General features: G+C 65.6%; 23 protein-coding genes and 1 riboswitch. Of the genes, 11 read left to right on the plus strand and 12 right to left on the minus strand.

The features are described 5' to 3' along the window. Positions 1 to 9 precede the first annotated feature (9 nt). The 5 genes from C0Z18_RS08120 to C0Z18_RS08140 all read right to left on the minus strand — a co-directional run bounded on the left by C0Z18_RS08120 (position 10) and on the right by C0Z18_RS08140 (position 3,964). The gene (locus tag C0Z18_RS08120) at positions 10 to 765 is read right to left on the minus strand and encodes a DeoR/GlpR family DNA-binding transcription regulator (protein ID WP_102644892.1); all 756 of its coding nucleotides are present in this window, start codon (positions 763 to 765) and stop codon (positions 10 to 12) included. 82 nt (positions 766 to 847) lie between these two features. Then, positions 848 to 1,768 (minus strand): LysR family transcriptional regulator, encoded by a 921-nt coding sequence (locus C0Z18_RS08125; RefSeq protein WP_102644893.1) that lies wholly within the window; start codon positions 1,766 to 1,768, stop codon positions 848 to 850. Positions 1,769 to 1,770: 2 nt separating this feature from the next. Further along, positions 1,771 to 2,058, minus strand: coding sequence for a YciI family protein (locus C0Z18_RS08130; RefSeq protein ID WP_102644894.1), 288 nt, complete (start codon positions 2,056 to 2,058; stop codon positions 1,771 to 1,773). A gap of 68 nt (positions 2,059 to 2,126) precedes the next feature. Further along, positions 2,127 to 3,143: an alcohol dehydrogenase catalytic domain-containing protein gene (locus tag C0Z18_RS08135; protein WP_102644895.1), complete on the minus strand. Its 1,017-nt coding sequence runs from the start codon at positions 3,141 to 3,143 to the stop codon at positions 2,127 to 2,129. A 140-nt stretch (positions 3,144 to 3,283) separates the two neighbouring features. Continuing rightward, positions 3,284 to 3,964, minus strand: coding sequence for a FadR/GntR family transcriptional regulator (locus C0Z18_RS08140; protein ID WP_102644896.1), 681 nt, complete (start codon positions 3,962 to 3,964; stop codon positions 3,284 to 3,286). A gap of 190 nt (positions 3,965 to 4,154) precedes the next feature. On the opposite strand from C0Z18_RS08140, the gene dgoD reads away from it, so the two are divergent. Continuing rightward, a complete protein-coding gene (gene dgoD / locus C0Z18_RS08145) occupies positions 4,155 to 5,375 on the plus strand; it encodes a galactonate dehydratase (protein ID WP_269845300.1) in 1,221 nt (406 codons plus the stop codon). Positions 5,376 to 5,643: 268 nt separating this feature from the next. Continuing rightward, positions 5,644 to 5,946 carry a hypothetical protein gene (locus C0Z18_RS08150; protein WP_102644898.1) on the plus strand — a complete coding sequence of 101 codons (303 nt, stop codon included), beginning with the start codon at positions 5,644 to 5,646 and terminating at the stop codon, positions 5,944 to 5,946. A 268-nt stretch (positions 5,947 to 6,214) separates the two neighbouring features. On the opposite strand, the gene C0Z18_RS08155 is transcribed toward C0Z18_RS08150, so the two are convergent. After that, a complete protein-coding gene (locus C0Z18_RS08155; RefSeq protein ID WP_102645055.1) occupies positions 6,215 to 7,132 on the minus strand; it encodes a copper resistance D family protein in 918 nt (305 codons plus the stop codon). 655 nt (positions 7,133 to 7,787) lie between these two features. Here C0Z18_RS08155 and C0Z18_RS08160 point away from each other — a divergent pair. The 3 genes from C0Z18_RS08160 to C0Z18_RS08170 all read left to right on the plus strand — a co-directional run bounded on the left by C0Z18_RS08160 (position 7,788) and on the right by C0Z18_RS08170 (position 11,709). Next, on the plus strand, positions 7,788 to 8,519 hold the full coding sequence (locus C0Z18_RS08160; protein ID WP_102644899.1) for a c-type cytochrome: 732 nt from the start codon (positions 7,788 to 7,790) through the stop codon (positions 8,517 to 8,519). 20 nt (positions 8,520 to 8,539) lie between these two features. Continuing rightward, on the plus strand, positions 8,540 to 9,835 hold the full coding sequence (locus C0Z18_RS08165; RefSeq protein ID WP_102644900.1) for a c-type cytochrome: 1,296 nt from the start codon (positions 8,540 to 8,542) through the stop codon (positions 9,833 to 9,835). Positions 9,836 to 10,050: 215 nt separating this feature from the next. Then, the gene (locus C0Z18_RS08170; RefSeq protein ID WP_102644901.1) at positions 10,051 to 11,709 is read left to right on the plus strand and encodes a DEAD/DEAH box helicase; all 1,659 of its coding nucleotides are present in this window, start codon (positions 10,051 to 10,053) and stop codon (positions 11,707 to 11,709) included. A gap of 78 nt (positions 11,710 to 11,787) precedes the next feature. Here C0Z18_RS08170 and C0Z18_RS08175 read toward each other — a convergent pair whose 3' ends face one another. The 3 genes from C0Z18_RS08175 to C0Z18_RS08185 form a co-directional block, all read right to left on the minus strand. Then, positions 11,788 to 12,390 (minus strand): hypothetical protein, encoded by a 603-nt coding sequence (locus C0Z18_RS08175; protein WP_102644902.1) that lies wholly within the window; start codon positions 12,388 to 12,390, stop codon positions 11,788 to 11,790. Next, positions 12,374 to 13,177 (minus strand): ferritin-like domain-containing protein, encoded by an 804-nt coding sequence (locus C0Z18_RS08180; RefSeq protein ID WP_199189417.1) that lies wholly within the window; start codon positions 13,175 to 13,177, stop codon positions 12,374 to 12,376. The genes C0Z18_RS08175 and C0Z18_RS08180 overlap by 17 nt, the downstream gene beginning before the upstream one ends. Before the next feature lie 293 nt (positions 13,178 to 13,470). After that, positions 13,471 to 15,108: a gamma-glutamyltransferase family protein gene (locus C0Z18_RS08185; RefSeq protein WP_102645057.1), complete on the minus strand. Its 1,638-nt coding sequence runs from the start codon at positions 15,106 to 15,108 to the stop codon at positions 13,471 to 13,473. A gap of 96 nt (positions 15,109 to 15,204) precedes the next feature. Here C0Z18_RS08185 and C0Z18_RS08190 point away from each other — a divergent pair, with 96 nt between their 5' ends. Continuing rightward, positions 15,205 to 15,990 carry a DeoR/GlpR family DNA-binding transcription regulator gene (locus tag C0Z18_RS08190; RefSeq protein ID WP_102644903.1) on the plus strand — a complete coding sequence of 262 codons (786 nt, stop codon included), beginning with the start codon at positions 15,205 to 15,207 and terminating at the stop codon, positions 15,988 to 15,990. Positions 15,991 to 16,267: 277 nt separating this feature from the next. Continuing rightward, positions 16,268 to 16,465 carry a hypothetical protein gene (locus C0Z18_RS08195; RefSeq protein ID WP_162878202.1) on the plus strand — a complete coding sequence of 66 codons (198 nt, stop codon included), beginning with the start codon at positions 16,268 to 16,270 and terminating at the stop codon, positions 16,463 to 16,465. A 58-nt stretch (positions 16,466 to 16,523) separates the two neighbouring features. Here the strand turns inward: C0Z18_RS08195 and C0Z18_RS08200 are convergent, their stop codons facing one another. Beyond that, positions 16,524 to 16,901 carry a hypothetical protein gene (locus C0Z18_RS08200; protein WP_102645058.1) on the minus strand — a complete coding sequence of 126 codons (378 nt, stop codon included), beginning with the start codon at positions 16,899 to 16,901 and terminating at the stop codon, positions 16,524 to 16,526. A gap of 196 nt (positions 16,902 to 17,097) precedes the next feature. On the opposite strand from C0Z18_RS08200, the gene glpD reads away from it, so the two are divergent. The 4 genes from glpD to C0Z18_RS08220 all read left to right on the plus strand — a co-directional run bounded on the left by glpD (position 17,098) and on the right by C0Z18_RS08220 (position 21,998). Continuing rightward, positions 17,098 to 18,651, plus strand: a complete 1,554-nt coding sequence (gene glpD / locus C0Z18_RS08205) for a glycerol-3-phosphate dehydrogenase (RefSeq protein WP_102644905.1) — start codon at positions 17,098 to 17,100, stop codon at positions 18,649 to 18,651. A gap of 106 nt (positions 18,652 to 18,757) precedes the next feature. Further along, a complete protein-coding gene (gene glpK / locus C0Z18_RS08210) occupies positions 18,758 to 20,257 on the plus strand; it encodes a glycerol kinase GlpK (RefSeq protein WP_102644906.1) in 1,500 nt (499 codons plus the stop codon). Between the two features lie 132 nt (positions 20,258 to 20,389). Continuing rightward, positions 20,390 to 21,097, plus strand: coding sequence for an MIP/aquaporin family protein (locus C0Z18_RS08215; protein ID WP_102644907.1), 708 nt, complete (start codon positions 20,390 to 20,392; stop codon positions 21,095 to 21,097). A 214-nt stretch (positions 21,098 to 21,311) separates the two neighbouring features. After that, complete coding sequence (locus tag C0Z18_RS08220; protein ID WP_102644908.1) at positions 21,312 to 21,998, plus strand: HAD family hydrolase; 687 nt, start codon at positions 21,312 to 21,314, stop codon at positions 21,996 to 21,998. 38 nt (positions 21,999 to 22,036) lie between these two features. On the opposite strand, the gene ribB is transcribed toward C0Z18_RS08220, so the two are convergent. After that, a complete protein-coding gene (gene ribB / locus C0Z18_RS08225; protein WP_102644909.1) occupies positions 22,037 to 22,738 on the minus strand; it encodes a 3,4-dihydroxy-2-butanone-4-phosphate synthase in 702 nt (233 codons plus the stop codon). Positions 22,739 to 22,866: 128 nt separating this feature from the next. Beyond that, positions 22,867 to 23,037, minus strand: a riboswitch (FMN riboswitch). Positions 23,038 to 23,149: 112 nt separating this feature from the next. After that, positions 23,150 to 24,334 (minus strand): MFS transporter, encoded by a 1,185-nt coding sequence (locus C0Z18_RS08230; RefSeq protein ID WP_102644910.1) that lies wholly within the window; start codon positions 24,332 to 24,334, stop codon positions 23,150 to 23,152. Between the last annotated feature and the right edge of the window lie 62 nt (positions 24,335 to 24,396).

A 24,396-nucleotide genomic window follows, 5' to 3' on the forward strand; every position in this document is an offset into this window, starting at 1 on the left:
GGCGCGAACTCAGGCGGTGACGATTTTGGGGCCGCGCGCGGCAATGGTCTTGGCGAGCGCGCGTGCCGGCGCGCGTTCGGTGACGATATAGCCGGCGAGCTCGATGCCGTCGACACGCACGGGCGTGATACGTCCGAACTTGGAATGGTCGGCGACGACGATCGCGGTGCTCGCCGCGCGCAACATGCGTGCGCGCACCTCGGCCGCCATGCGCGTGTAATCGGTGAGCGCGCCGTCCGGCGAGATGCCGCCCGCCCCGACGAAGGCGAAGTCGGCGTGGTATTGGCTCAATTGCTGCACGGTATCGAGTCCGAACACGGCGTCTTCGATATCGGACAACTCGCCGCCGAGCAACGTGACGCGGTTCTCGTTACGGCGGCCGAGCAGCAGCGCGATACGCCAGTCGTTCGTATAGACGGACAAGCGGCGGCGCCCGGTCAACGCGCGCGCGACCGCTTGGGTCGTGCTGCCCGAGTCGAGGATGACGGATGCGCCGTCGGGCACGTATTGCGCGGCGCGCTCGCCGATCGCGCGTTTGGCGCCCGCGTTTTCGGCCTCGCGCACATCGAGGTCGGGCTCGCGCCGCTCGGTGCTCAGGGCGCCGCCGTGCGTCGTGACGACGAGCCCACGCTCGGCGAGCACGAGCAAATCGCGGCGAATCGTTTCGCGCGAGACGCCGAGCTCGCGCACGAGTTCGGCAACGGAGAGCGCGCCGTCCTTGGTCAAACGCGCGAGGATGTGTTGGTGACGTTGTTCTGCGAGCATCGCGCCGGATACGCCGGGAAGCGGCGAGGTTAGGACTTGAAGGGCCAAAAGGCGTAAACCGCGCGTATTGTAGTACGCGCGCTCATACCAAGAGCGGTGCGGTGCGATCGGCGACGAACTCCATGAACGCGTGAACCTTGCGCGACTTGCGCCGGTTCAGCGCATAGACGAAGTGAATCCCCGCCGCCTGCAAGCTGCTTGCGATCGGATGGCAGGGCAGCAGTTGGACCAACTGGCCTTCGGCGAGCGCATCGCGCACGAGCCAATTGGGCAATTGCGCGATTCCCGCACCGGCCAAGGCAGCCGAGAGCAACACCTCGATATCGTTGGCGGCTAGGTCTCCCTGCGGCAGGAAATCGAACGTTTCGCCGCGCTCGCCGTGCTCGAGCTGCCCGAACGACCAGACGACCCGCTCGCCCGAGCGCCGGTAGCGCAGGCAGTTATGCGCCGCCAAATCCTGCGGCATAGCGGGTGGCTCGCGCCCTTCGAGGTAAGACGGGTGGCAACAGAGCACGCGGCGATAGCGCCCGAGGGCGCGGCTCACGAGGCTCGAGTCGCCGAGCGCGCCGATTCGGATCGCGAGATCCGTATCGGTTTCGACGAGATCGACGTACTCGTCCGTCAGCGAAATCTCGAGCGTCATCTTCGGATACGCCTTCAAAAACGCGGGCACGAGCGGCGCGAGCAAGCGCTTGCCGAACACCCGCGGCGCACTGACCTTCAGTTTGCCGCGCGGCTCGGCGCCATGGGCCGCGATATTCTCGTGCATCGCATCGAGATCGGCGAGCAACGCGTCCACCTGCTCCTTATACGCGCGGCCCGTCTCGGTGAGCGAGAGGCGGCGCGTACTGCGCGTAAGCAGTTTGACGCCGAGGTGGGTCTCGAGCGCATCCACGTGGCGCGAGACGCTCGAGGTGGCGACGCCCATGAGCTCGCCCGTATCGGTGAAACTGCGCGTCGATGCCACCCGCTGGAAGACGCGCATCGCGAAAAGCAAATCCATGCTCACCGCCCGAGCGGCACCAGCTCCGGCACCGACTTCGTCGCTTCGAATTCGACGACCTGATACTGGGCCACGCCTTCGCGATAGAACGGATCGTCGGCGAGGATCTCGTCGAGCGCTTCGCGCGCCATACCGGCCGCGAGGATGACGCCGCCGATGCGCGGCACTTGCGGCCCCGAGGCGATGAAATGTCCGGCCGCGTAATGGCGGTCGAGATAGTCGCGATGCTCGGCGATGTGTTTTTCGACCACCGCGAGCGGTTGCAGGTAATGCAGCATGACGACGAACATGGGGATCTCCTTGATGCTTGAGGTTGCGTCTCGGGATTGCGTCTCTGGATTACGTCTTGCAGGGCACATCAGACAGTCAGCACGATCTTTCCGTATACGCCTCGCTCGAGCAGCCGGTGCGCTTGCACCGCTTGCGCAAGCGGCAGCACCTGCGCCACATGCGGATTGACGCGGCCGCGCGCGGCGAGTTCGAGCACGGCATCGAGGTCACGCCGCCCGCTGCCGCGGCAGCCTAGCACTTCGAGCCGCTTGGTGAAAACGGCCTTCAGGTCGAGCTTCGCCTCGCTGCCCGTCGTGATGCCGCCCAGCACGAGACGCCCGTCCATTGCGAGCGCCGCGAGCGCATGCTCGAAGGTGGCCGCGCCCACATGCTCGAAGGCGAGATCGGCACCGCGCCCGCCGGTGGCTTCGCGCACGGCATCGAGCATGCCCGCCCCCGGCTCGACGACCGCATGCGCCCCGCGCTCGATCAACGCCGCGTCCAACGCGCGCTGACGGCTGACGGCGATCACCCGTGCGCCCGCTTCGCGGGCAAGCTCGACGGCGGCATGCCCGAGCCCGCCGTTCGCGCCGAAGATGAGCACCGACTCGCCCGCTTGCAGCCGGCCGCGACGGAGCATCGCCGCCGCCGTCGCGTAGGTCAAGCCGAAGCTCGCCCCTTCGACCCAATCCATTCCCGCCGGCAGCGGCACCGCATTGCGCGCCGGCAACCTCACGTACTCGGCGTAACCACCGTCGATGGTCGACCCGAGCGTGCCGAATTGCGCGCAAAGATTATCGTCGCCGCGCAGACAGTGCGCGCACTGTCCGCAAGCGAGGATCGGCGCCGCGAACACGCGCTCGCCGATCCGCTCGGACGGCACGTGCTCGCCCACGGCGGCGATCTCGCCCGCGAGATCGGTACCGGCCATACGCGGCAAAGGGATACGAAAGACTTCGCCCTCGCGCAGCAGCAGATCGAGGCGATTGACACCGACCGCGCGCACGCGCACGAGAACGTCGTAGGGGCCGGGCACGGGGCGCGGCACTTCGCCGAGGAAGAGGGTTTCCGGGGGACCGTAACGGTCGATTCGAACTGCGAACAAGGCGCCTCCTATGCGATGGGCTCATGAAGATGAGCGTCACTTTAGGAGGAGGCCGGCGCGGTATAAATCGGGGGCGCCGGGCAACAGCTTTGCGCCCGGCGCAAGAATGCGGCACGCCGCCCAGCCGGCCTTAGCCCGCCCTACGCTTCGATGCGCTTGCGCGTGACGCCGAGCAATTCCGCCATGGCCGCGCGCGCGGCTTCGGGGCGGCGCGTGCGGATCGCATCGAACACCGCCGTATGTTGATTGAGCGCGGCGTTGAAGACCTCGGCTCGCTTGGCGTTCAGCCGCAGTTGCGCTTCGAGCGTGCGTTCGATCAGCGGCCCGAGCGGCATCAGCAACTCGTTGCTGCAGGCGGCCAAAATGCCCAAATGAAAATGCAGATCGGCCCTGACCCACTCGTCCTCGTTGCGCGCCGCCGCCATCGAGGCGTGCGCGCGTTCGAGCGCGTCGATCGTTTCGGGCGTGTAGGCGCGCGCGGCCAATTCCGCCGCGTACGGTTCGACCATTTCGCGCACCTCCTGCAGCTTCAACGCGAAGGCGAGCGGCTGGGCAACGTGCGAGTACCATTCGAGCAAATCGGCATCGAGCAGATTCCAGGCGCTGCGGCGCCTCACGCGGGTACCCACCTTCGGCCGCGATTCCACGAGCCCTTTCGAGGTCAACGTACGAAGCGCCTCGCGCAAGACCGTGCGGCTCACGCCGAACGATTCCATCAGTTCCGCCTCGCGCGGCAGTAGAGCGCCGGGCGCGTAGTCGCCGCGCAAGATGGCCGTCGCCAGCATGTAGGCGACTCGCCCATGCAGATCCCGTTGAATCATCGTTCTCCCTGTCGTTTTAAACCGCTGCCGGCGCCTGCCGCCGGACATCCGCCTGATCGGCTCTCCGCCGATTATCGCGGGCCGAAGGCAAAGCGCAAGCCGTTCGGGCCCGGCAACGTCGAAATTCTTATATTGTCGGAATAAATACTATTAATAGTACTTCACGGTGTTTTGTTGTAGGATGGTCGACATGGATATTCGAACGCGCCATGGCTGTCGCCGCCGCGCGTCTGTTCTCGATGATAAGGAGGAGATTGTTCCGATGAAGATTACCAAGCTCGAGACGTTCGTCGTCCCGCCCCGGTGGCTGTTTCTCAAGATCGAGACGGACGAAGGCATCGTCGGTTGGGGCGAGCCGGTCGTGGAAGGGCGCGCGCATACGGTCGAGGCCGCCGTGCACGAGTTGGCGGACTACCTCGTCGGCAAAGACGCGCGCCACATCGAAGACCACTGGCAGGTCATGTACCGCGCGGGATTCTACCGCGGCGGCCCGATCATGATGAGCGCGATCGCCGGTATCGACCAAGCGCTTTGGGACATCCTCGGCAAGCACCACGGCGTACCCGTGCACGCGCTGCTCGGCGGCGCCGTGCGCGATCGCATCAAAGTCTATTCGTGGATCGGCGGCGACCGCCCGCACGACGTCGCCAATAACGCGCGCGCCGTCGTGGAACGCGGCTTCAAGGCGCTGAAAATGAACGGCTCCGAGGAAGTGCAGATCGTCGACACCTACGACAAGGTCGAACAAGTGATCGCCAACGTCGCCGCCGTTCGCGAAGCGGTGGGGCCGCACGTGGGCATCGGCGTCGATTTCCACGGTCGCATTCACAAGCCGATGGCCAAGGTGCTCGCCAAGGAACTCGATCCGTACAAGCTCTTGTTCATCGAGGAGCCGGTGCTGTCGGAGAACGTCGAAGCGCTGCGCGACATCGTGAACCAAACGAACACGCCGATTGCGCTCGGCGAGCGGCTCTACTCGCGCTGGGACTTCAAATCGATTCTCGCCGGCGGCTACGTCGACATCATCCAGCCCGACGCTTCGCACGCGGGCGGCATCACCGAATGCCGCAAGATCGCGTCGATGGCCGAGGCCTACGATGTCGGTCTCGCGCTGCACTGCCCGCTCGGTCCGATCGCGCTCGCGGCCTGCCTGCAACTCGACGCCGTCAGCTACAACGCCTTTATCCAAGAGCAGAGCCTGGGCATTCACTATAACCAGGGCAACGACCTGCTCGATTACCTGCACAACCCCGAGGTCTTCAAGTACGAAGACGGCTTCGTCGCCATCCCGCAAGGCCCCGGCCTCGGCATCGACGTCGATGAATCGAAGGTGCGCGAAATGGCCAAGGTCGGCCATCGCTGGCGCAACCCGGTCTGGCGCCACGCCGACGGAAGCGTCGCCGAGTGGTAATCGTCGATGGGCGCGCGCTGCGCCCATCGGCCGCCTAGCGCCACCTAACGCCGCGTGCGGCGCGCCGTAACGGTCGTGTTCACATCCGTAACATTCCGGGCGGAACACGCGCCTCGCGCCCCGCGAACGCCCGCTCACCGCGCCCCCGCACGCCCCGCCCGAACCCTTGTCCCATAAGCCTGCGGCCGCCGCGGCGCATACCGCTCCCCGGTCGTTGGCCTGCTCCTTGCTTTTTGCACGGGCAAAACGACGATGCAGGGAGACGGAGATGGGGCAATTCATACCGGACTACTTGATCCGCGAGCAGGCGGCGGTGGGGGCACTCGTGCTGTTTGCCGCGCTGCGCGTGCTGGCCGCCGTCGCCGCGTGCAGCCGCGGCTGGCCGATCTCGCTCGTGCAGAAATGCGCGATCGGCGCGGCGGGGCTTTACTGCGCGCCTCAGCTTATCGACGTGCTCGTGCACCCCTACGTCATGAATGGCTCGTCGGCCGAGTTGGAAGGCAAGGTGATCGGCTCGACGATCGCGCTGTTCTTTTCGCCCATTCTCAGTCACAGGCTCGGCTATGAATGACCGTCCCGCTCCATCCGGCGTGTGTTTGCTCGCCCCACGCCCGACGTTCCCGAGCGCTCGCGCCCGGGCAGGCCAAGGACGCCGTCCGCAGTCGCACACGCGCCGCGCCGCCCGCTTCGCGACGACGACCGGCGCAAGGCGCGTCGGCTCGCGCGCATGCTCGCGCGTCTCGTCGTCTCGCTGCTGAGACATCTCGGACCGGCGCCGACCGGCCGGCGCCCGCGGCAGATACTCGCAAGCCGGCCGCGCCTCCTAAAATGCGCCGCGCTCAATGCAACGACGTATAACCGGGCGCCATGTGCGCCAGCACGGCCGCGACGATGAAGACGCCGATCATCACGAGCGCCTCCAGGTGCAGAACGTTCCGGAACGTATGGGCATCGACGGTCGAGGCGGTTTTGCGCAAACGCGGCAACGCGGACGTCCGATTCAGCGCGCCGAGCAAGACCGCCAGCATCACCAGTGCCCCCTTGAGCGTGAGCACGTGCCCCCATCCGCTTTCCGAAAGCGGCGCGAGCGCGCCGCCTAGCCCGCGTTGCGCATTGAATAGGCCCGTGGCGATCACCACGGCGAGCGCCCATCCGGCGAGGTGAGAGAGACGTCCGGCGACACGAATCAGGACGCCGCGCGTCGTGGACGACTCGAGCGCCGGCAGCACCGTCAGTCCGCCCGCCAACGCAATCCCACCCCATACGCCCGTTGCCGCGAGGTGCAGCGCCTGCACCGCGACCGCGGCCGACCACGGGCCATCGTCCGCCGCGTGCCCCAGGCAGGCCTTGCCCAGCGCAACGACGAGCGCAGCGAACACGAACACGGCTTCACCGAGGCGGCCGCCGCGTCCGGTCAGCGCCGCGGCCAAGGCGAGCAAGGCGCCGCCGAATGCGACGCACCACGCGTGACCGATCTGGGTTGCCCCGAGCACCACCGGAATCTTGCCGAGCGCGGGCAATAAGGGCAGTCCGCTCATCTCGGCCGACTGGTAGACGAGCCACAGCCCGTCCGCGAGCACGAGTGCGAAGCACGCCGCGACGAGCGAAGCCCGGGCGCGTTCGAGCGCGGCCCGGGCCGGCTGCCCCTCGAGCGCAAGCCAGCGCTCGAGCAGCGCGGAGCCGATGGCGAAGGCGTAGGCAATATCCATCAGCGCCGCGAGCGCCACCTGTCCGAGCGAAAGCCCCGTCATGTTCATCGTCCGAATCCTCCTTGCGGCGAGGAACGAAAAAGCGGCATGCCGCACGTACGGCTGCGTAGCGCAATAGAAAGCGTCATCGGATCGGAAAAAAAACGAAAGGGCATTGAAAAGCGTGACCGCCCGGCCGAGCCGGCTTTGGCGGGCGAGGCGCCGGCGCGCCGCAGGCGAGAGTGTACGTGCGAAGACCGCCCGGCCGCAAAACCATCTCGGAAAATTCGCGGCACGCCCCGTGCGCCGCGACAAGGTCACGTCCCGCCGACGCCCGCGCTTACGCTGCATCGCCACGCAAGCGCGATGAATTCTCATGCGAGCGGGACGATTTTTTCCTTTTCCGACACCCGCTTATGCAAAAAGGAGACAGCGATGCGCGATCGGGTCCCGCCGGCGAAACGCGCGCCGCGACTGACGCAGCGACTGCATCACGCGCGGCAAATTGTCACGCCGTCGTCCGAGGACGGATTCGCGGCGCTTGCGGTAAATAGCCTCAGCCCCCCATCGATGATAGAATGCTGCGTCGCAGCGCCTGGCTCGGCCCGCGCGCCCAGCCGGCAGTCCGCCTGCCGCGACCGCTGCAACATCGCGCATCGAACAGCCAATACCAAGCCCCAAAGCCATACCGAGCCGATCGCAGCCCGGTAGGTCCCCGATAACGATGGAGTTACGCGTGTCTTCCAGACGCATTTTTCGTCCGCTACTCGCCCTTCTCTTGATTGGCGGTGCCGGTGTCTACAGCGCGGCGCAAGCGCAGACTCAGCCCCAGGCCCCCGATACGATGGAGCAGCGCGTGCAAGGTTGCACGGCCTGCCACGGTTCGCACGGCCAGGGTACCGATAACGACTACTTCCCGCGTCTCGCGGGCAAGCCGGCGCAGTACTTGTACAACCAGCTCGAGAATTTCCGTGCGGGCCGGCGCAAGTATCCGCCGATGAACTACCTCGTCACGTATCTCTCGGACGACTACCTGCGCCAGATCGCGACGTACTTTTCCGAGCAGCGTCCGCCGTACCCCACGCCGGCCAAGCCGACCGTGTCGAACGACGTGATCGCGCGCGGCAAGCAGATCGTCCTGAACGGCGATCAAAGCAAGAACATTCCCGCTTGCGCGGCTTGCCACGGCAAGGCGCTGACGGGCATGGAGCCCGCGATCCCGGGTCTCGTCGGCCTGCATAGCGATTACATCAGCGCCCAGCTCGGCGCTTGGCGTTCGGGCACGCGTCACGCGATCGCGCCCGATTGCATGCACGACATCGCCTCCCGCCTGACGGACGCCGACGTCACCGCCGTCGCGGCTTGGCTCTCGACGCAACCCGCCCCGGCCAACCCGGTCCCGGCTCCGGCCCGCTCGATGAAGACTCCGCTTGCCTGCGGTAGCGAACCACAGTAAGCGCGAGGAGAGACACAGTTATGAAACGCAAGTCCCTGTTCGCTCTGTCGGCGCTGGTCGTTGCCGCCGCCGCGCTCGTGCCCGTCCTCTGGTCGGGCAGCGACAATCTGCACAACGGTTCGGCCGAGGCGGCGACGCCGGCCGATCAAGCCGCCCTCATCAAGCGCGGCGAGTACCTCGCGCGTGCCGGCGACTGTATCGCCTGCCATACGGTGCGCGGCGGTCAACAATTCGCCGGCGGCCTGCCGATGGCGACGCCGTTCGGTACGCTGTACACGCCGAACATCACGCCCGACGACCAATACGGTATCGGCAAGTGGTCCTCGGACGACTTCTACCGCGCGGTGCACACGGGCCGCTCGAAGGACGGCAGCTTGCTGTATCCGGCCTTCCCGTTCGCGAGCTACACGAAGGTGACGCGCGCCGATTCGGACGCGATGTACGCGTACCTGCGTTCGGTGCCGCCGGTGGCGGTGCCGAGCCGTCCGCACGAGCTGCGCTTCCCGTTCAACAACCGCAACTTGCTGATCGGCTGGCGTACGCTGTTCTTCCGCGAAGGCACGTACAAGGACGACCCGACGAAGTCGGTCGAATGGAACCGCGGCGCGTATCTCGTCGAGGGCCTCGGCCACTGCACGATGTGCCATACGTCGATCAACCTGATGGGCGGCCCGGTCAATTCGTCCGCGTTCGCCGGCGGCTTGATCCCGCTGCAGAACTGGTACGCTCCGTCGCTGACCTCGAACAAGGAAGCGGGTCTCGGCGATTGGGACACGAAAGACATCGCCGATCTGCTCAAGAACGGCGTGTCGCAGCGCGGCGCGGTGTTCGGCCCGATGGCCGAGGTCGTCCACAACAGCTTGCAGTACATGTCGGACGACGACGTTCGCGCGATGGCGACGTATCTGAAGACCATCCCGCAAAAGCACGAAGCGCCGGAGACGATGCAGTACGAAACGTCCGAGAAGTTCGGCGACGAGCTGTTGCAAACGGGTAAGAAGATCTACGCCGACAACTGCGCCAAGTGCCACGCCGACAACGGTCTGGGCAAGCCGCCGGCCTACCCGCCGCTCGCGAACAACCAGTCGATCCAAATGCCGTCGGCCGTGAATCCGATCCGCATGGTGCTCAACGGCGGTTACCCGCCGAGCACGGGTGGCAATCCGCACCCGTACGGCATGCCTCCGTTCGCGCAATCGCTGTCGAACGAGGAAGTCGCGGCGGTCGTCACGTATATCCGGATGTCGTGGGGCAACCACGGTACGCCGGTGTCGCCGCAGCAAGTGAGCGATCTACGCTCCGCGCCGCTCGACTAATTGCGTAACCCTTAGGCCTGTTCTGAACAGGCCCTCGGGGGCGCGGCCACGCGGGAAACCGCGGCCGCGCCCTTCTCATTTCCGGCGCCGGTCGACCTGCCGCGCCAGGACCCACGCGGCCCCCGAGCGCCAAGAGCGCTCTAGACCGCACGTGCGTCGTCCAGCTTGCGAAGAAAACGAGCGACGGCCGCCTCACCGCATTGCAAAGAAACGTTATGTCATTCGATTCCCTGGGCTTGTCCGAACCGCTGGTGCGAGCCGTACATGAACTCGGCTATACCTCGCCGACCCCGATTCAGCAGCAAGCCATCCCCGCCGTGCTCGGCGGCGGCGACTTGCTCGCCGGCGCCCAAACGGGCACCGGTAAGACGGCCGGCTTCACGCTGCCGATCTTGCAGCGTCTGAACGCCGCGCCGGCGCCCGCCGGCCATGCCGGCAAGCGCATGGTCCGCGCGCTCGTGCTCACGCCGACGCGCGAGCTCGCCGCGCAAGTCGAAGAAAGCGTGCGTGCCTACGGCAAGTACGTGAAGCTCAAATCGACGGTGCTGTTCGGCGGCGTGGGCATCAATCCGCAAATCGATGCGCTCAAGCGCGGCGTGGATATCGTCGTCGCGACGCCGGGACGCTTGCTCGACCATATGCAGCAAAAGACGATCGACGTCTCCGCGCTCGAGATCCTCGTGCTGGACGAAGCCGATCGCATGCTCGACATGGGATTCATCCACGACATCAAGCGCGTACTCGCGCGCTTGCCGGCCAAGCGCCAGAACCTGCTGTTCTCGGCCACGTTCTCCGACGAGATCAAGGCGTTGGCCGACGGCCTGCTCGATACGCCGGCGCTCATCGAAGTCGCACGCCGCAATACGACGACCGAGCTCGTCGCGCAAAAGATTCACCCGGTCGATCGCGACCGCAAGCGCGAGTTGCTCACGCACTTGATCCGCGAACACGAATGGTTCCAGGTGCTCGTCTTCACGCGCACGAAGCATGGCGCCAACCGCCTGGCCGAACAACTGACGAAGGACGGCATCAGCGCGTTGGCGATTCACGGCAACAAGAGCCAATCGGCCCGCACGCGCGCGCTGGCCGAATTCAAGGACGGCACGCTGCAAGTGCTCGTCGCGACCGATATCGCCGCGCGCGGCATCGACATCGATCAACTGCCCCATGTCGTCAACTACGATCTGCCCAACGTTCCCGAAGATTACGTGCACCGGATCGGCCGCACGGGCCGCGCGGGCGCGACGGGCGAAGCGGTGTCGCTCGTGTGCGTCGACGAAAAGCAGTTGCTCAAGGACATCGAAAAGCTCATCAAGCGCACGATCGATCAGGAAGTGATCGCGGGCTTCGAGCCCGATCCGAATGCGAAGCCCGAGCCGATTCAGCAGCGCCGCGGCCAAGGCAACGCGGGACGTCAGCCGCGCTCGGGCGAGCAGGCCAAGGCGGGCGCGCGTGCGCCGAGCGGCCAACCGGCCTCGCGTCCGACGACGGCGCGCCGCGACGGGCAAGCTGCGGCCGGTAACGCGCAGCCCGGCCGCGCGGCAAAGCATCAAAACCACGACGCCAAAGCGACGCAAGCCCAGGGTAAAGCGCCGAAGCAAGGCAAGCCGCAAGGCCAGGCCCAAGCCCAAGGTCAAAGCCAGGCTCAGGGCCGGGGCAAGCCGCAAGCTCAAGGCCGCGCGCAATCGCAAGGCAAGCCGCAGGCTCGCCCTCAGCAGACTCAGGGTCAACAACCCGCGCGAGGCGCTGGACAAGAACGCGGCGAGACATCGAGCGGCCAAGCCGATCGCCGGCGCAAGCAAAACGATCCGGGCGCGCTGTTGGGCGGCAAGCCGCGCACCGGCACGCCGGCTCGCGGCGCTCATCGCGGCTGATTCGAGGCATCGAGCCCTCGGCTTTCACGGCGAGCCGTCGATCGGCGGCTTGCCGGACTCCCGCTCGATAGGCGGCCCTCAGCCGCCGCTGGGCGATCGACGATTCGCCGCTTCGCGCAGCGCGTCGATTTGCCTTTCCCACCGTGCCAGCACCGCTTGCCGCTCCGGTTCGTCACCGGAGAGCGCGAAGGCGATACCGCTCGTCAACCGTGCATAGCCGACTTGCTGCGCCTCGCCCACCTCGATCGACGCAACGAAGAGCGCGAGGCCGCCGGCGGTTGCTCCCGCTTCCCCCGATATCGGCTCGACCGCCAATTGCACTTGATGGAATGCGCCCTCGTACACGAACGTGAGCGCCGCGCGCGCGCGCCGGCGAGCGGGGCTGCCGGGCTCCGGCCGATGGGCGAACGCGTCGCCGGCCAAGCCCGTAAGCGTGCGCGCGGCGCGCGAACTCGGCCATAGCGCGAACGCGATCGAGCGCGAATCGGGGGCGTACAACTCACCGGCACCGAGCAGCGAGGTACGCAAATGCCCCCCGGCGTCGCACGTAATCAGCGACGCCGTGAAGCCGGCCTTCGAAGCCAAGACAGCTCCGTCGAAGAGCGCCCTCAACGCGCTCGGCCACTCGTCGTAGGTGCGCTGCTCGAGCGCGCGGGCCGGCGGCTCAACGGAAGAAGACATGCTGCGCGACCTTGGCGAGCGGGTAATGCACGCCGGGCTGAATACGCGCGGGAATATCGAGCGGTTTGAGCAGCATCTTCACGCACATATCGGCTGACAAATTACGTCGCACGAGCGAACTGATACGCGCCACGCGATCGCGGTTGTAGGCGGAATCGTGCACACGTTCGGGGTAGCGAATCGCGAACACGTGCCGCAGCGCGATCTCCGAATCCTCGCTCTTGATCTCCATCACGCGGCGCATGACCGCGCCGAGCACGGCGAGCCGTCCGTTGCCTTCGATCACGTTGTACTTCTTGAAGTACCTGAAAAAGTGCTTGTAGTGGCGCACTTCGTCGCTGCGAATATGATCGGTGATCTCCTTGAGCACGGGTTCGTCGGAACATTCGTTAATGGCCCTGTAAAGCGTGGCCGTGCCGGTTTCGACGACGCAACGCGCCACCATTTCGAGTGCGCGCGTCTTTTCGAACTCCTCCACCGAACACGTCTTGGAGTATTCGTCGAAGAAATTGCGAAACGCGGTGTCCCAATCGAATTCGGGCCAGACGTGGGCGATATACGCTTTGAGTGCCCGGCCGTGCTGCAGCTCTTCCGGCTCCCATTCGCCGTTCAGCCAAGCCGATACTTCAGGATCGCCTTGGAAGTAGGCCGTCAGGTTGCTCGTATAAAGATCGGTGCCGCTCTCGATGAACGAGGCCGCGCACAGCAACAGCAGCAGGTCCTCGTTGGCGGCGGCGCGTTGCCGGTCGATGCGTGTCAGGTCGATATCTTCGATGCGCCAAGGCATCACGTGCTCGGAGTCGATAGTCATGACGTTGCGCTCCACAAACCGCATCCGCTATCCGCATTGCGCGGCATACCCACGCGCAAAAAACTGTTGCGGATAACGAAACGCGGTACGTTGAATGTCGTTGAACTTATATCTCCGAATCTTAGCCGGAGTCCTACGAAACTGCTTTCACATTGCACAGACCGTCATGAGCAAGGACGGTTCCGAAAACGCCGTGGCCGGGGGAAACGACCGCATTACCGTATGTTTTGAAGATAGATTCGAATTACGAGATATTACGGCCGCCTCCCTCAGAACCCTGCAGCCAATCCGTCGCGCCGCGTATCGCTGGCGGCGACATACCCTCGATCCGCTTCGTCGTGCGAGAGTTTCCAAATGTATTGGCCGGAGCCGAAATCCATATAAGGGTCGTCGATCGCCTCGATTCGATGACCGCGCGTTTCGAGAGCGTGCGCCACGCCTCGATCGAAGGTCGATTCGATGTCGAGCGTGAAATCGCGATTGACCTTCCACCGCGGTGCGTCGCAAGCCGCTTGCGGCTGCTGGCCGTAATCGAGCATGCGCACGATCGATTGCAGGTGCCCCTGCGGTTGCATATCGCCGCCCATCACGCCGAAGCTCATCACGGGCATCTGGCGGCCGTCGATGCGCTCGGTCACGAACGCCGGAATGATCGTGTGAAACGGGCGCTTGCCGCCCGCCACGACGTTCGGCGAGCGCGGGTCCATCGAGAACCCGCAACCACGGTTTTGCAACGCGATGCCCGTGCCCGGGACGACGACGCCCGAGCCGAATCCCATGTAATTCGACTGAATGAAGCTCACCATCATCCCGCGCTCGTCGGCCGCGCTCAGATAGATGGTGCCACCCGCGGGCGGCATGCCGAACGCGAAGTGCGTGGCGCGTTTCGGGTCGATCAATGCAGCGCGCGACGCGAGGTAGGCGTCGTCGAGCATCTGCTCGGGCGTCACTTCCATCGAACTCGGGTCGGCCACATACCGGTAGACATCGGCAAACGCTAGCTTCATCGCCTCGATCTGCAGGTGCTGCGATTCGACGGAGTCGCGCGGGAGCGCGCTCAGATCGAATCGTTCGAGGATGCCGAGCGCGATCAGCGCCGCGATGCCTTGGCCGTTGGGCGGGATTTCGTGAACCGTGTAGCCCCGATAGTCCTTGCCGATCGGCTCCACCCACATCGGGCGGTACGCGGCCAGGTCGTCGGCCGTCATGGCACCGCCTCCTTCGCGCGCATAAGCGGCGATGCGCTCGGCCGGTTCGCCTTCGTAAAAGGTCCGCGGCCCTTTCGCCGCCAACAGGCGCAACGTCCGCGCGTGATCGGGCAGACGCACGAGTTCGCTGACGAGCGGCGCGCGCCCATTCGGCATGAACGTGCCGGCAAAGCCGGGCTGATCGCGCAACTCCGGCACCGCCGCGGCCCATTTCCGGGCGACGATGCTCGCCACCGCGTGACCGCGCTCGGCGGCGTCGATCGCGCTCACCATCAGATCGCCGAACGGCAAAAGGCCGAACTTCTCGTGCAGCGCTTCCCAGCCCGCCACCACACCCGGCACCGTCGCCGTATCCCAGCCGCGTTTGGGTTGCCGCGCCAGGCCCGCCGCTTCGCCGTACCGTTGCTTGAAGTATTCGACGCTCCAGGCCCTGGGCGCCACGCCCGAGGCGTTCAGCCCGTGCAGCTTCGTGCCGTCCCACACGAGCGCGAACGCGTCGCCGCCGAGCCCGCAGGAAACCGGCTCGACGACCGTCAACGTGGCCGCCGCCGCGATCGCCGCATCGACGGCATTGCCGCCTTGCCACAGCACGCGCAAGCCCGCTTGGGCGGCCAGCGGGTGCGAGGTCGAGACGACGTTGCGGGCGAATACGGGCAAACGCGGCGTGGGATAAGGGTTGTGCCAGTCGAAGCGGTTCATGTCGGGTTCTCGCTGTGAAAACGTTTCTTTCGCCAAAAGGTGGATGCTCGAAGGTTTTACAATAGCTTTCCTTTGACTGCCCTGCCGACGCACGCCATGAGCCGAGACCCCCGCTTGAGCCTGAACGCCCGCCAACAGGAATTGCTCGACTGGGTGCAGCGCGACGGCTTCGTAACGGTCGACGACTTGGCCTCGCACTTCGCCGTCACGCCGCAAACGATCCGCCGCGACGTGAACTGGTTGTCCGACATGAACCTGCTGCGCCGCTATCACGGCGGCGCGAGTCTGCCCACGAGTTCGGAGAACGTCTCCTACACCGCGCGGCAACGCATGTTCCATGACGAAAAGCGCCGGATCGCCACGCTCGTCGCCACGCATATCCCCGACCAAGCCTCGCTGTTCATCAACTTGGGCACGACCACCGAGGAAGTCGCGCGCGCCTTGAACCGTCATCGGGGCTTGCGCGTCATCACGAACAACCTGAACGTCGCCAACATGATGAGCGGCTACCCGGAATGCGAAGTGCTTGTGACGGGCGGCATCGTGCGTCCCTGGGATAAGGGCATCGTAGGCGAGTTGGCCATCGAGTTCATCCGCCAATTCAAGGTCGATTTTGCGATCATCGGTACCTCCAGCATCGAATTGGACGGCACGCTGCGCGATTTCGATACCCGCGAGGTGCGCGTGGCGGAGGCGATCATCGAACACGCCCGCACGGTATTTTTGGCTGCCGATCACTCGAAGTTCGGCCGCCCCGCCCTCGTACGCCAAGGCCATTTGAGCCAGATCGATGCCCTGTTCACCGATCGAGAGGTTCCCCCCGAAATGACCGAGGCGCTCGCCTCGGCCGGCACGCAAGTCTACGTCGCCCCCTCCGAATGACGCCGCGACGCCTTATTGCATGCTGCGTCGCACGCGAAACTTAAAGTAGATTCGCGAAATTGCGGCGGGAAGTGAACCGCTTCCCGGGCGGATCGTTGTCAAATGGAAAATTTTCAGGGGACGATTTGGATATGAACGGGCGCTTGACTACACTCCAGTTCCCCGAAGCACGTGTTTCCAGCACGTGCCGACGCGATCGATTCCTACCCCGATAGGTTGAGCGCACGGCAGCCGAGCACCCGTTGCCGAGGCAATCCGATTGCCCATGGAGAGAACAATGCTGAGTCCGCATGAATTCGCCACGTTGCTACTCGTCAAGGACGCTCCGAACCAAGTCGATATGGACCGCGAAGAGCTCGACGCCCTCCTCGAGCAACAACTCGTGCGGCTCGAGAGCCTAGGTTCCGGTCATCAACAGTGGCGCCTGACCGAGTCCGGCGACTCGGCGATCCGCGCAATCAAACGTTTCTCCTAGTTTCGCAGCGTTTCTCGCGCCGTCCGGGCGCTTGCCCCCGGCGGTGCATGTCGCGTGCCTACCCGCCGCGCAGCGTCGGGTCGACTTGCGCGCGCCAATCGATCGCCTTCACTCGCTGGGCGTTGAAGTACCCGGCCCATGCGGCCTGCGCATCCGGCCCGCCCGCCGCACGCCCGCGGTAGTGGCTTGCGATGTCGCTCTCGAACGCGCAGTAATCGGCCTGCGATAGGCGCCTGTGGCGATAGGCCACGTAAGCGTCGAACAGTGTCGAGTAGACCGATTGCGCATCCGCGCCGTAATCGGTACCGGCGGCATCGGCGCCGCAGCCGGCCCGCAACGTCGCGAAGCTCGCGCCGCTCGGCAGCACGCCTGCACATCCACATCCCGTCAGCCATACCGCCCCCGCGCATACCGCCGCCGTCATCCATCCACGCATCGCGCACCTCTTCGTCGTTTTCCCGATGGTAGCTGCTTCGCGCAGCGGTTTCATCGGCTCACGCATGCGCCGTTCGAATCCGAACCCTAAACGCGCCCTTTACTTTTTCGAATATGTTCGTTAGATTTCGCAAACGAACATCGATAGGTTCAGTTTATTCACGCGATAGCCGTAAGGCATAAGAGGGGACAGCCAAGTGACGCAAGGCAGCCGGTACGATCTGCTCGTCGTGGGCGGCGGGATCAATGGCGCGGGCATCGCACGCGACGCCGCCGGACGCGGCTTGTCCGTGCTGCTCGTCGAGCAGCACGATTTGGCCTCGCATACGTCGTCTTCGAGCACGAAACTCATTCACGGCGGGCTGCGCTACCTCGAGTACAAGGAGTTCGGGCTCGTACGCAAGGCCCTGCAAGAGCGCGAGACGCTGCTGCGCGCGGCGCCCCACATCATGTGGCCGCTGCGTTTCGTGATGCCCCACATGCCCAACTTGCGCCCCGCCTGGCTGATACGCGCGGGCCTGTTCCTATACGACCATCTCGCGCGGCGCGAACTGCTCGCCGGCTCGCGCGGCATCGACATGCGCCGCCATCCGGCCGGCGCGCCGCTCGTCGATTCGATCTCGCGCGGTTTCGTCTATTCGGACGGCTGGGTCGACGACGCGCGCCTGGTCGTCCTCAATGCGCTGGACGCCTGCGAGCGCGGCGCAACCGTGCTCACGCGCACCAAGCTCACGAGCGCCGTGCGCGCGGGCGGCGAATGGCACGCGCAGTTGCAGCGTGCCGACGGCTCGACGATCGACGTACGCGCCGGCGCGATCGCCAACGCGGCGGGCCCCTGGGTAGGCCAGTTGCTGCACGACGCGCTCGGGCGCGGCGCCCACCACGGCGTACGGCTCGTCAAGGGCAGCCACATCGTCACGCGGCGCCTGTTCGATCACGACCACGCCTACATCTTCCAGAACCCCGACAAGCGGATCATTTTCGCGATCCCCTATGAACGCGAGTTCACGCTGATCGGCACGACCGACGTCGAATATCACGGCGATCCGTCCGTCGTCGCCATCGACGAAGACGAAACGCGCTATCTGTGCGAATCGATCAATCGCTACTTCAAGAAAAAGATCACGCCGTCCGACGTCTGCTGGACCTATTCGGGCGTGCGTCCGCTGCTCGAGGAGGAAGGCGCCGACAACCCGTCCGCCGTCACGCGCGATTACCGGCTCGAACTCGATGCGGACGCCGGCGTTGCCCCGCTGCTCTCAGTCTTCGGAGGCAAGATCACGACCTTCCGCAAGCTCGCCGAAGAGGCGGTGGACCGTCTGGCGTCGGTCATCCCCGTCGCCAAGGGTCCCTGGACGGCACGCGTGCCGCTGCCCGGCGGCGACATCGCCCACGCGAAATTCGAACCGTTCGCGACGAAGTTCGCAAACGAACATCCGTGGCTGCCCGCCGACGTGGCCCGGCGCTACGCGCGCGCCTACGGTACGCGAGCGAGCAAGGTCCTGGGCGCCGCCACGAGTCTGGCCGAGCTCGGCCATGAATTCGCGCCGGGCCTGTTCGAACAAGAGCTGCGCTATTTGCGCGATGTGGAGTGGGCGCGCGATGCCCAGGACGTGCTGTGGCGCCGTTCGAAACTCGGTCTGCACTTGAAAGCAGGCACGAAAGAGGAGGTGACCCGCGAGATCGATGTCTGGTTCGCGCGCTCGCCGGTATCGAGCTCCGCGCGCGCCTCTTCCGCATTGACGGGCTAAGGCCCGCCGCCCGAATCGCGATTGGCAGTACCCGCAAGACCCGCAGTACCCGGAGCCGCTCGTCCGACGAGGGCTGTAACTCACGAAAACACATGGAGAAGAGACAATGCAGGATCAATACATCCTCGCGCTGGACCAAGGCACCACGAGTTCCCGTGCGATGCTGTTCGACCGCAAAGGCAATATCGTCTCGGTCGCACAAAAGGAATTCCGTCAGATTTATCCGCAACCGGGCTGGGTCGAGCACGATCCGCAGGAGATTTGGTCGACGCAAGCCGGCGTCGCGGCCGAGGCCGTCACGCGCGCGGGCTTGAACGGCACGTCGATCGCCGCCATCGGCATCACGAACCAACGCGAAACGACGATCGTCTGGGACCGCGAAACGGGCCAGCCCATCTACAACGCGATCGTTTGGCAGGACCGCCGCACCGCCGGCCTGTGCGACCAATTGAAAGCGCAAGGCCTCGAAGAGAAGGTGCGCGCCAAGACGGGCCTGCCGATCGACGCTTACTTCTCGGCCACCAAGGTTCGCTGGATCTTGGACAACGTCGACGGCGCGCGCGAAAAAGCCAAGCAAGGCAAGCTCGCGTTCGGCACCGTCGATAGCTGGCTCGTCTGGAATTTCACGAAACACGCGCAACACATCACCGACGTCACGAACGCGTCGCGCACGATGCTGTTCAACATCCACACCCTGCAGTGGGACAACGATCTGCTCGAGGCGCTCGACATTCCGCGCAGCATGCTGCCCGAGGTGCGCGATTCGTCGGAGGTCTACGGCAACACCGTCACGACCGTCTTTGCCTCGAAGATTCCGATCGCGGGTATCGCCGGCGATCAGCACGCCGCGCTGTTCGGCCAGATGTGCACGAAGTCGGGCATGGTCAAGAACACCTATGGCACCGGCTGCTTCTTGGTGATGAACACCGGCGAAAAGCCGATCGAATCGAAGAACAACCTGGTCACGACGCTCGCCTGGAAGATCGGCAACGAAGTGAACTACGCGCTCGAAGGCAGCATCTTCATCGCGGGCGCGGTGGTGCAATGGCTGCGCGACGGCCTGGGCATCATCAAGAGCGCGTCCGAAATCGAAGCACTCGCGGGCAGCGTCGAACATTGCGACGGCGTCTATCTGGTACCCGCCTTCGCGGGCCTGGGCGCGCCGCATTGGAATCCGCGCGCGCGCGGCACGCTGTTCGGCGTGACGCGCGGCACGACGAGCGCGCACATCGCCCGCGCGGCGCTCGATTCGATCGCGTATCAATCGCTCGACGTGCTCAAGGCCATGGAAGCCGATTCCGGCATCAAGATCGGCGAGTTGCGCGTGGACGGCGGCGCCTGCGCGAACAACTTGCTCATGCAGTTCCAATCCGACCTGCTCGGCGTTGCGGCGGTGCGTCCGCGCATCAGCGAAACGACGGCGCTCGGCGCCGCCTACCTCGCGGGCCTGGCCGTCGGCTACTGGAACAACGTGGACGAACTCCAAAGCCAATGGCAGCTCGATCGGCGTTTCTCGCCGGCAATGCAGCAGGCGGATGCGCAGCAATGCATCGCGGGCTGGCAGCGCGCGATCAACGCCGCCAAGGCCTGGGCCGACGCGACGTAAGTTAGCGCGGCCCCGGGACGCAGACACGGGCGGCGATCCGCGCCGTGTCTGCCCCACCCGGGCGAGCCGCCATCGCACAACCATCATCGACCAACGCTCCACCAACAATAGCTATTCAGGAGACACATCAACATGTCACCCCTCATCGCGGAATTTCTCGGCACGGCGCTGCTCGTGCTGCTCGGCAACGGTGCCGTCGCCAACGTGCTGCTCGCGCGCACCAAGGGCAAGGGCGCCGACCTCATCGTCATCGTGTGGGGATGGGCGATGGCCGTATTCGTCGCGGTCTATGTGACGGCCTCGTTCAGCGGCGCGCACTTGAATCCGGTCGTGACGATCAGCCTGGCGCTGGCCGGCAAGTTCGCCTGGGCGAAGGTCGGCGGCTATATCGCGGCGCAAATGCTCGGCGGCATGGCCGGCGCGTTCCTCGTTTGGCTCGCCTACCGCCAGCACTTTTCGACGACGGAAGATGCCGATATCAAGCTCGCATGCTTTTGCACGGCACCCGCGATTCGCAGCATTCCGCAAAACGTGTTGACGGAGATGATCTGCACGTTCGTCCTGATCCTCGGCGTCCTCTATTTGGCCTCGCCGCAAGTCGGCCTCGGCGCGCTCGACGCGCTGCCGGTGGGTCTGCTCGTGCTCGGTATCGGCATCTCGCTCGGCGGCCCGACCGGCTATGCGATGAGCCCCGCGCGCGATCTCGCGCCGCGCATCATGCACGCGCTGCTGCCGATCCCCGGCAAGCGCGGCAGCGATTGGCGCTACGCTTGGGTGCCGGTGTTCGGCCCGCTGATGGGCGGCGCGATGGCATCGTGGGTGTACGTGCACGCGCATTGAGCATGACCCGATGAGGCAGGACGCCGCATCGCAGCGAACGAAGGGCCGCGTCTAGCGCCCCAACGCGAGACTCGCGCGCCCGAGCGGCGCGATAGTCGGACCGAATGAAGAAAAAAAGCGCGGAGACGCCAATGACCGTATCATTGGCGTCTCATTACACAACAAAGTGCGCGACGGGGTTAGGCCGGCCACCGAGCGCGCGCCATCTTTCTTCATGTTCGACCATCTCATTTGCGACTGCGACGGTGTGCTCGTCGACAGTGAAGTGATCGCCGAGCGGGTGCTGCTACGCGCCTTGTCGGCCACCTTCCCCACCATCGATTTCGGCGGCGTCGCCCACCTGGCTTTCGGCCAGCGTACGTCGACCTTTCTAGCCGACCTCGAAAAACGATTTCAGATCGTCATTCCCGAAGGCTTTCTCGCGGGCGTCGAGCGCGATACCGAAGCCGAACTCAGGCTCACCCTCTCTCCCGTGGCGGGCGTGCGCGACGCCCTCGCGCAGGTTCCGCTGCCGGCGGCCGTCGTCTCCAACAGCCGGCTCACCCGGATCGCCGCATCGCTCTCACGCGTAGGGCTCGCCGACGTTTTCGGGCCGCGCGTGTTCAGCGCCGAGCAAGTCGCTCGACCGAAGCCGCATCCCGACGTCTATTTGCACGCGGCGCGCGAGTTGGGCGTCGCGCCCGAGCGATGCCTCGTCGTGGAAGATAGCGTGACGGGATTGTCCGCGGCGCGGGCCGCGGGCATGAAAACGATCGCGTTCGTCGGCGCCAGTCACGTGCCCAAAGGCTATGCGCAAGTGCTGCGCAACCTGGGGGTGACGCGCATCATCGAACGCATGGAGCAGTTGCCCGCCGTGATCACCGCCGGCATGCGCGGCGAGTTCGGGCAACTGCTTTCCTGAGCGCCGGCGGCGCGGCGGGTACACCGACGCCGGCTTACTTACGCCTCGCTCGCGCAGCACTCGCGCTCGCGTGCGGCCGCGAGCGCACCCCGGAACGCCACGAGTTCCTCGATCGTCAGCATCGGCAACGCGTGCTTCGCGGCGAAGCGCTCGACGTCGGCGCCGCGCGTCATCGTGCCGTCCTCGTTCATCAAATCGCAGAGCACGCCCGCCGGCGACAGCCCGGCGAGCACGGCCAGATCGACGGTGCCCTCCGTGTGGCCTCGGCGCTCGAGCACGCCGCCCGAGCGGGCGCGCAACGGAAACACATGCCCCGGGCGCACGATGTCCTCGGGCTTGGCCGCGTCGGCGATGGCCGCCCGGATCGTGGTCACGCGGTCGGCAGCCGACACGCCCGTGCTCACGCCGTGGCGCGCTTCGATCGAAACGGTGAACGCCGTTCCGTGACGGCTTTCGTTTTGCTCGACCATCGGCGGCAACTCGAGCGCACGGATTTTTTCTTCCGGCAGGCACAGACAGACGATGCCGCTGCATTCGCGGATCAAAAGGGCCATCGTCTCGACGCTCAGGCGCTCGGCGGCGACGATCAGATCGGCCTCGTTTTCGCGGTCGTGGTCGTCTTGCAAAACGACGGCGCGGCCCTCGCGCAACGCGGCGAGCGCGGCGGCGATGCGCGGCGGAACCGGAACGGAATCGAGAAGGGGAAGTTCGGCGATTGCCGTGGAAAAGGGTAAAGACATAGATGAAACGCTCCTCGCGAGAGAAAGATAGCGAAAAACGTTTCAGGGCATCGCAAACGGCACGAACGCCGCCGCTCTCGACGCGGCAAAGCATGCCGAGCCGAGCGAAGCGGCGAACCGGGCGGTCTGCGCATCTTCTTCCATCCGGACTATTACCGTCGGCTCTGGCATCGCACCAGATCTGCTGACCCCGCGCGCGAGGCAGCCAAGGCTGCTCTCGTTTGCGGGCGCTCGCGGGCTCGCCGGCACATGGCCGGCATACCGCCGGTGGGGAATTGCACCCCGCCCTGAAGACGCACTAGATATAAAGGCCGGCCTACAAGCCGGCCCGAAGGAGCATACACGAGGGCCGCGCGCGTTGCAGTCAAAGTCCCTCGGGGCCGCGCGACGTGCGTCGTCGTGCCGCGCCCATCACGACGTCATCCCTTGCGTCCGGGCCGCCGGTATCGGGGTGCGGCGGCGGTCGAGGTGAGCCGCGAGCACCGTGACGACGAGTGCCGCCACCGTCACCGCAACGGCCACCCAGGGCAGCGCGTCGAGCTTGGCGCCGTGCGTCAACGCCAGGCCGCCTAGCCAAGCACCCAAGGCATTGCCGACGTTGAAGGCGCCGATATTGAGCGTCGAAGCCAGATGGGGCGCGTGGCTCGCCTTTTCGACGACGCGCATTTGCAGCGGCGGAACCGTGGCGAAAGCCGCGATGCCCCAAACGAACACCGTGATCGCCGCGGCGACGGGCAAGTGGCTGGTCTTCGCGAAGACCGCCATGACGAGCGCCAACGCGACGAGGATGCCCACTAGCGAAGGCATCAGCGCCCGGTCGGCCATCTTCCCGCCGACCACGTTGCCGACCGTCAAGCCCGCGCCGAACAACACGAGGATCAAGGTCACCGCGCGCGGCGAGAACCCGCTGATCTGCTCCAAGATGGGCGCGATATAGGTGAAGACGACGAAAACGCCGCCGAAGCCGAGCACCGTCATGGCCAACGCGAGCCACACCTGCGGCTCTTTCAATACGCGCACCTCGCTGGCAAGCCCGACCGGGCCCGAGTCATGACGGTTCGGCACGAGCGCGGTAATGCCGGCGAGCGCGAACACACCGAGGCCGGCGACGATCCAAAACGTCAGACGCCAGCCCCAACCCTGGCCGACGAACGTGCCGAACGGCACGCCGAGCACGTTCGCGAGCGTGAGCCCCGTGAACATCAGCGCGATCGCGCTGGCTTGTTTTTCGCGCGCGACGAGCGATGCGGCGACGACGGCGCCGATGCCGAAGAACGAGCCGTGCGCGAAGGAGGTCACGACGCGCGCGATCATGAGCATCCGGTAGTCGCCCGCGACGGCGCACAGCACGTTGCCGACGACGAACACCAGCATCAACGCCTGCAACGCCGCCTTGCGCGGCAATCGGCTCGTGAGAACGGCAAGCACGGGCGCCCCGGCAGCCACGCCGAGCGCGTAGCCCGAGACGAGCAAACCGGCCGACGGAATGGAAACGGACAAATCGCGCGCGACATCGGGCAAGAGCCCCATGATGACGAACTCGGTCGTACCGATGGCAAAGGCGCTCAAGGCGAGCGCGAGAAGGGGGAGTGGCATGGCGGCGCTTTAGCGAGAGTAACGTGAGTGCCTATTGTCCGGAGATCGAACTCGCTTGATAA

This window comes from Trinickia dabaoshanensis, from assembly GCF_002879885.1.
Taxonomy (GTDB): domain Bacteria; phylum Pseudomonadota; class Gammaproteobacteria; order Burkholderiales; family Burkholderiaceae; genus Trinickia; species Trinickia dabaoshanensis.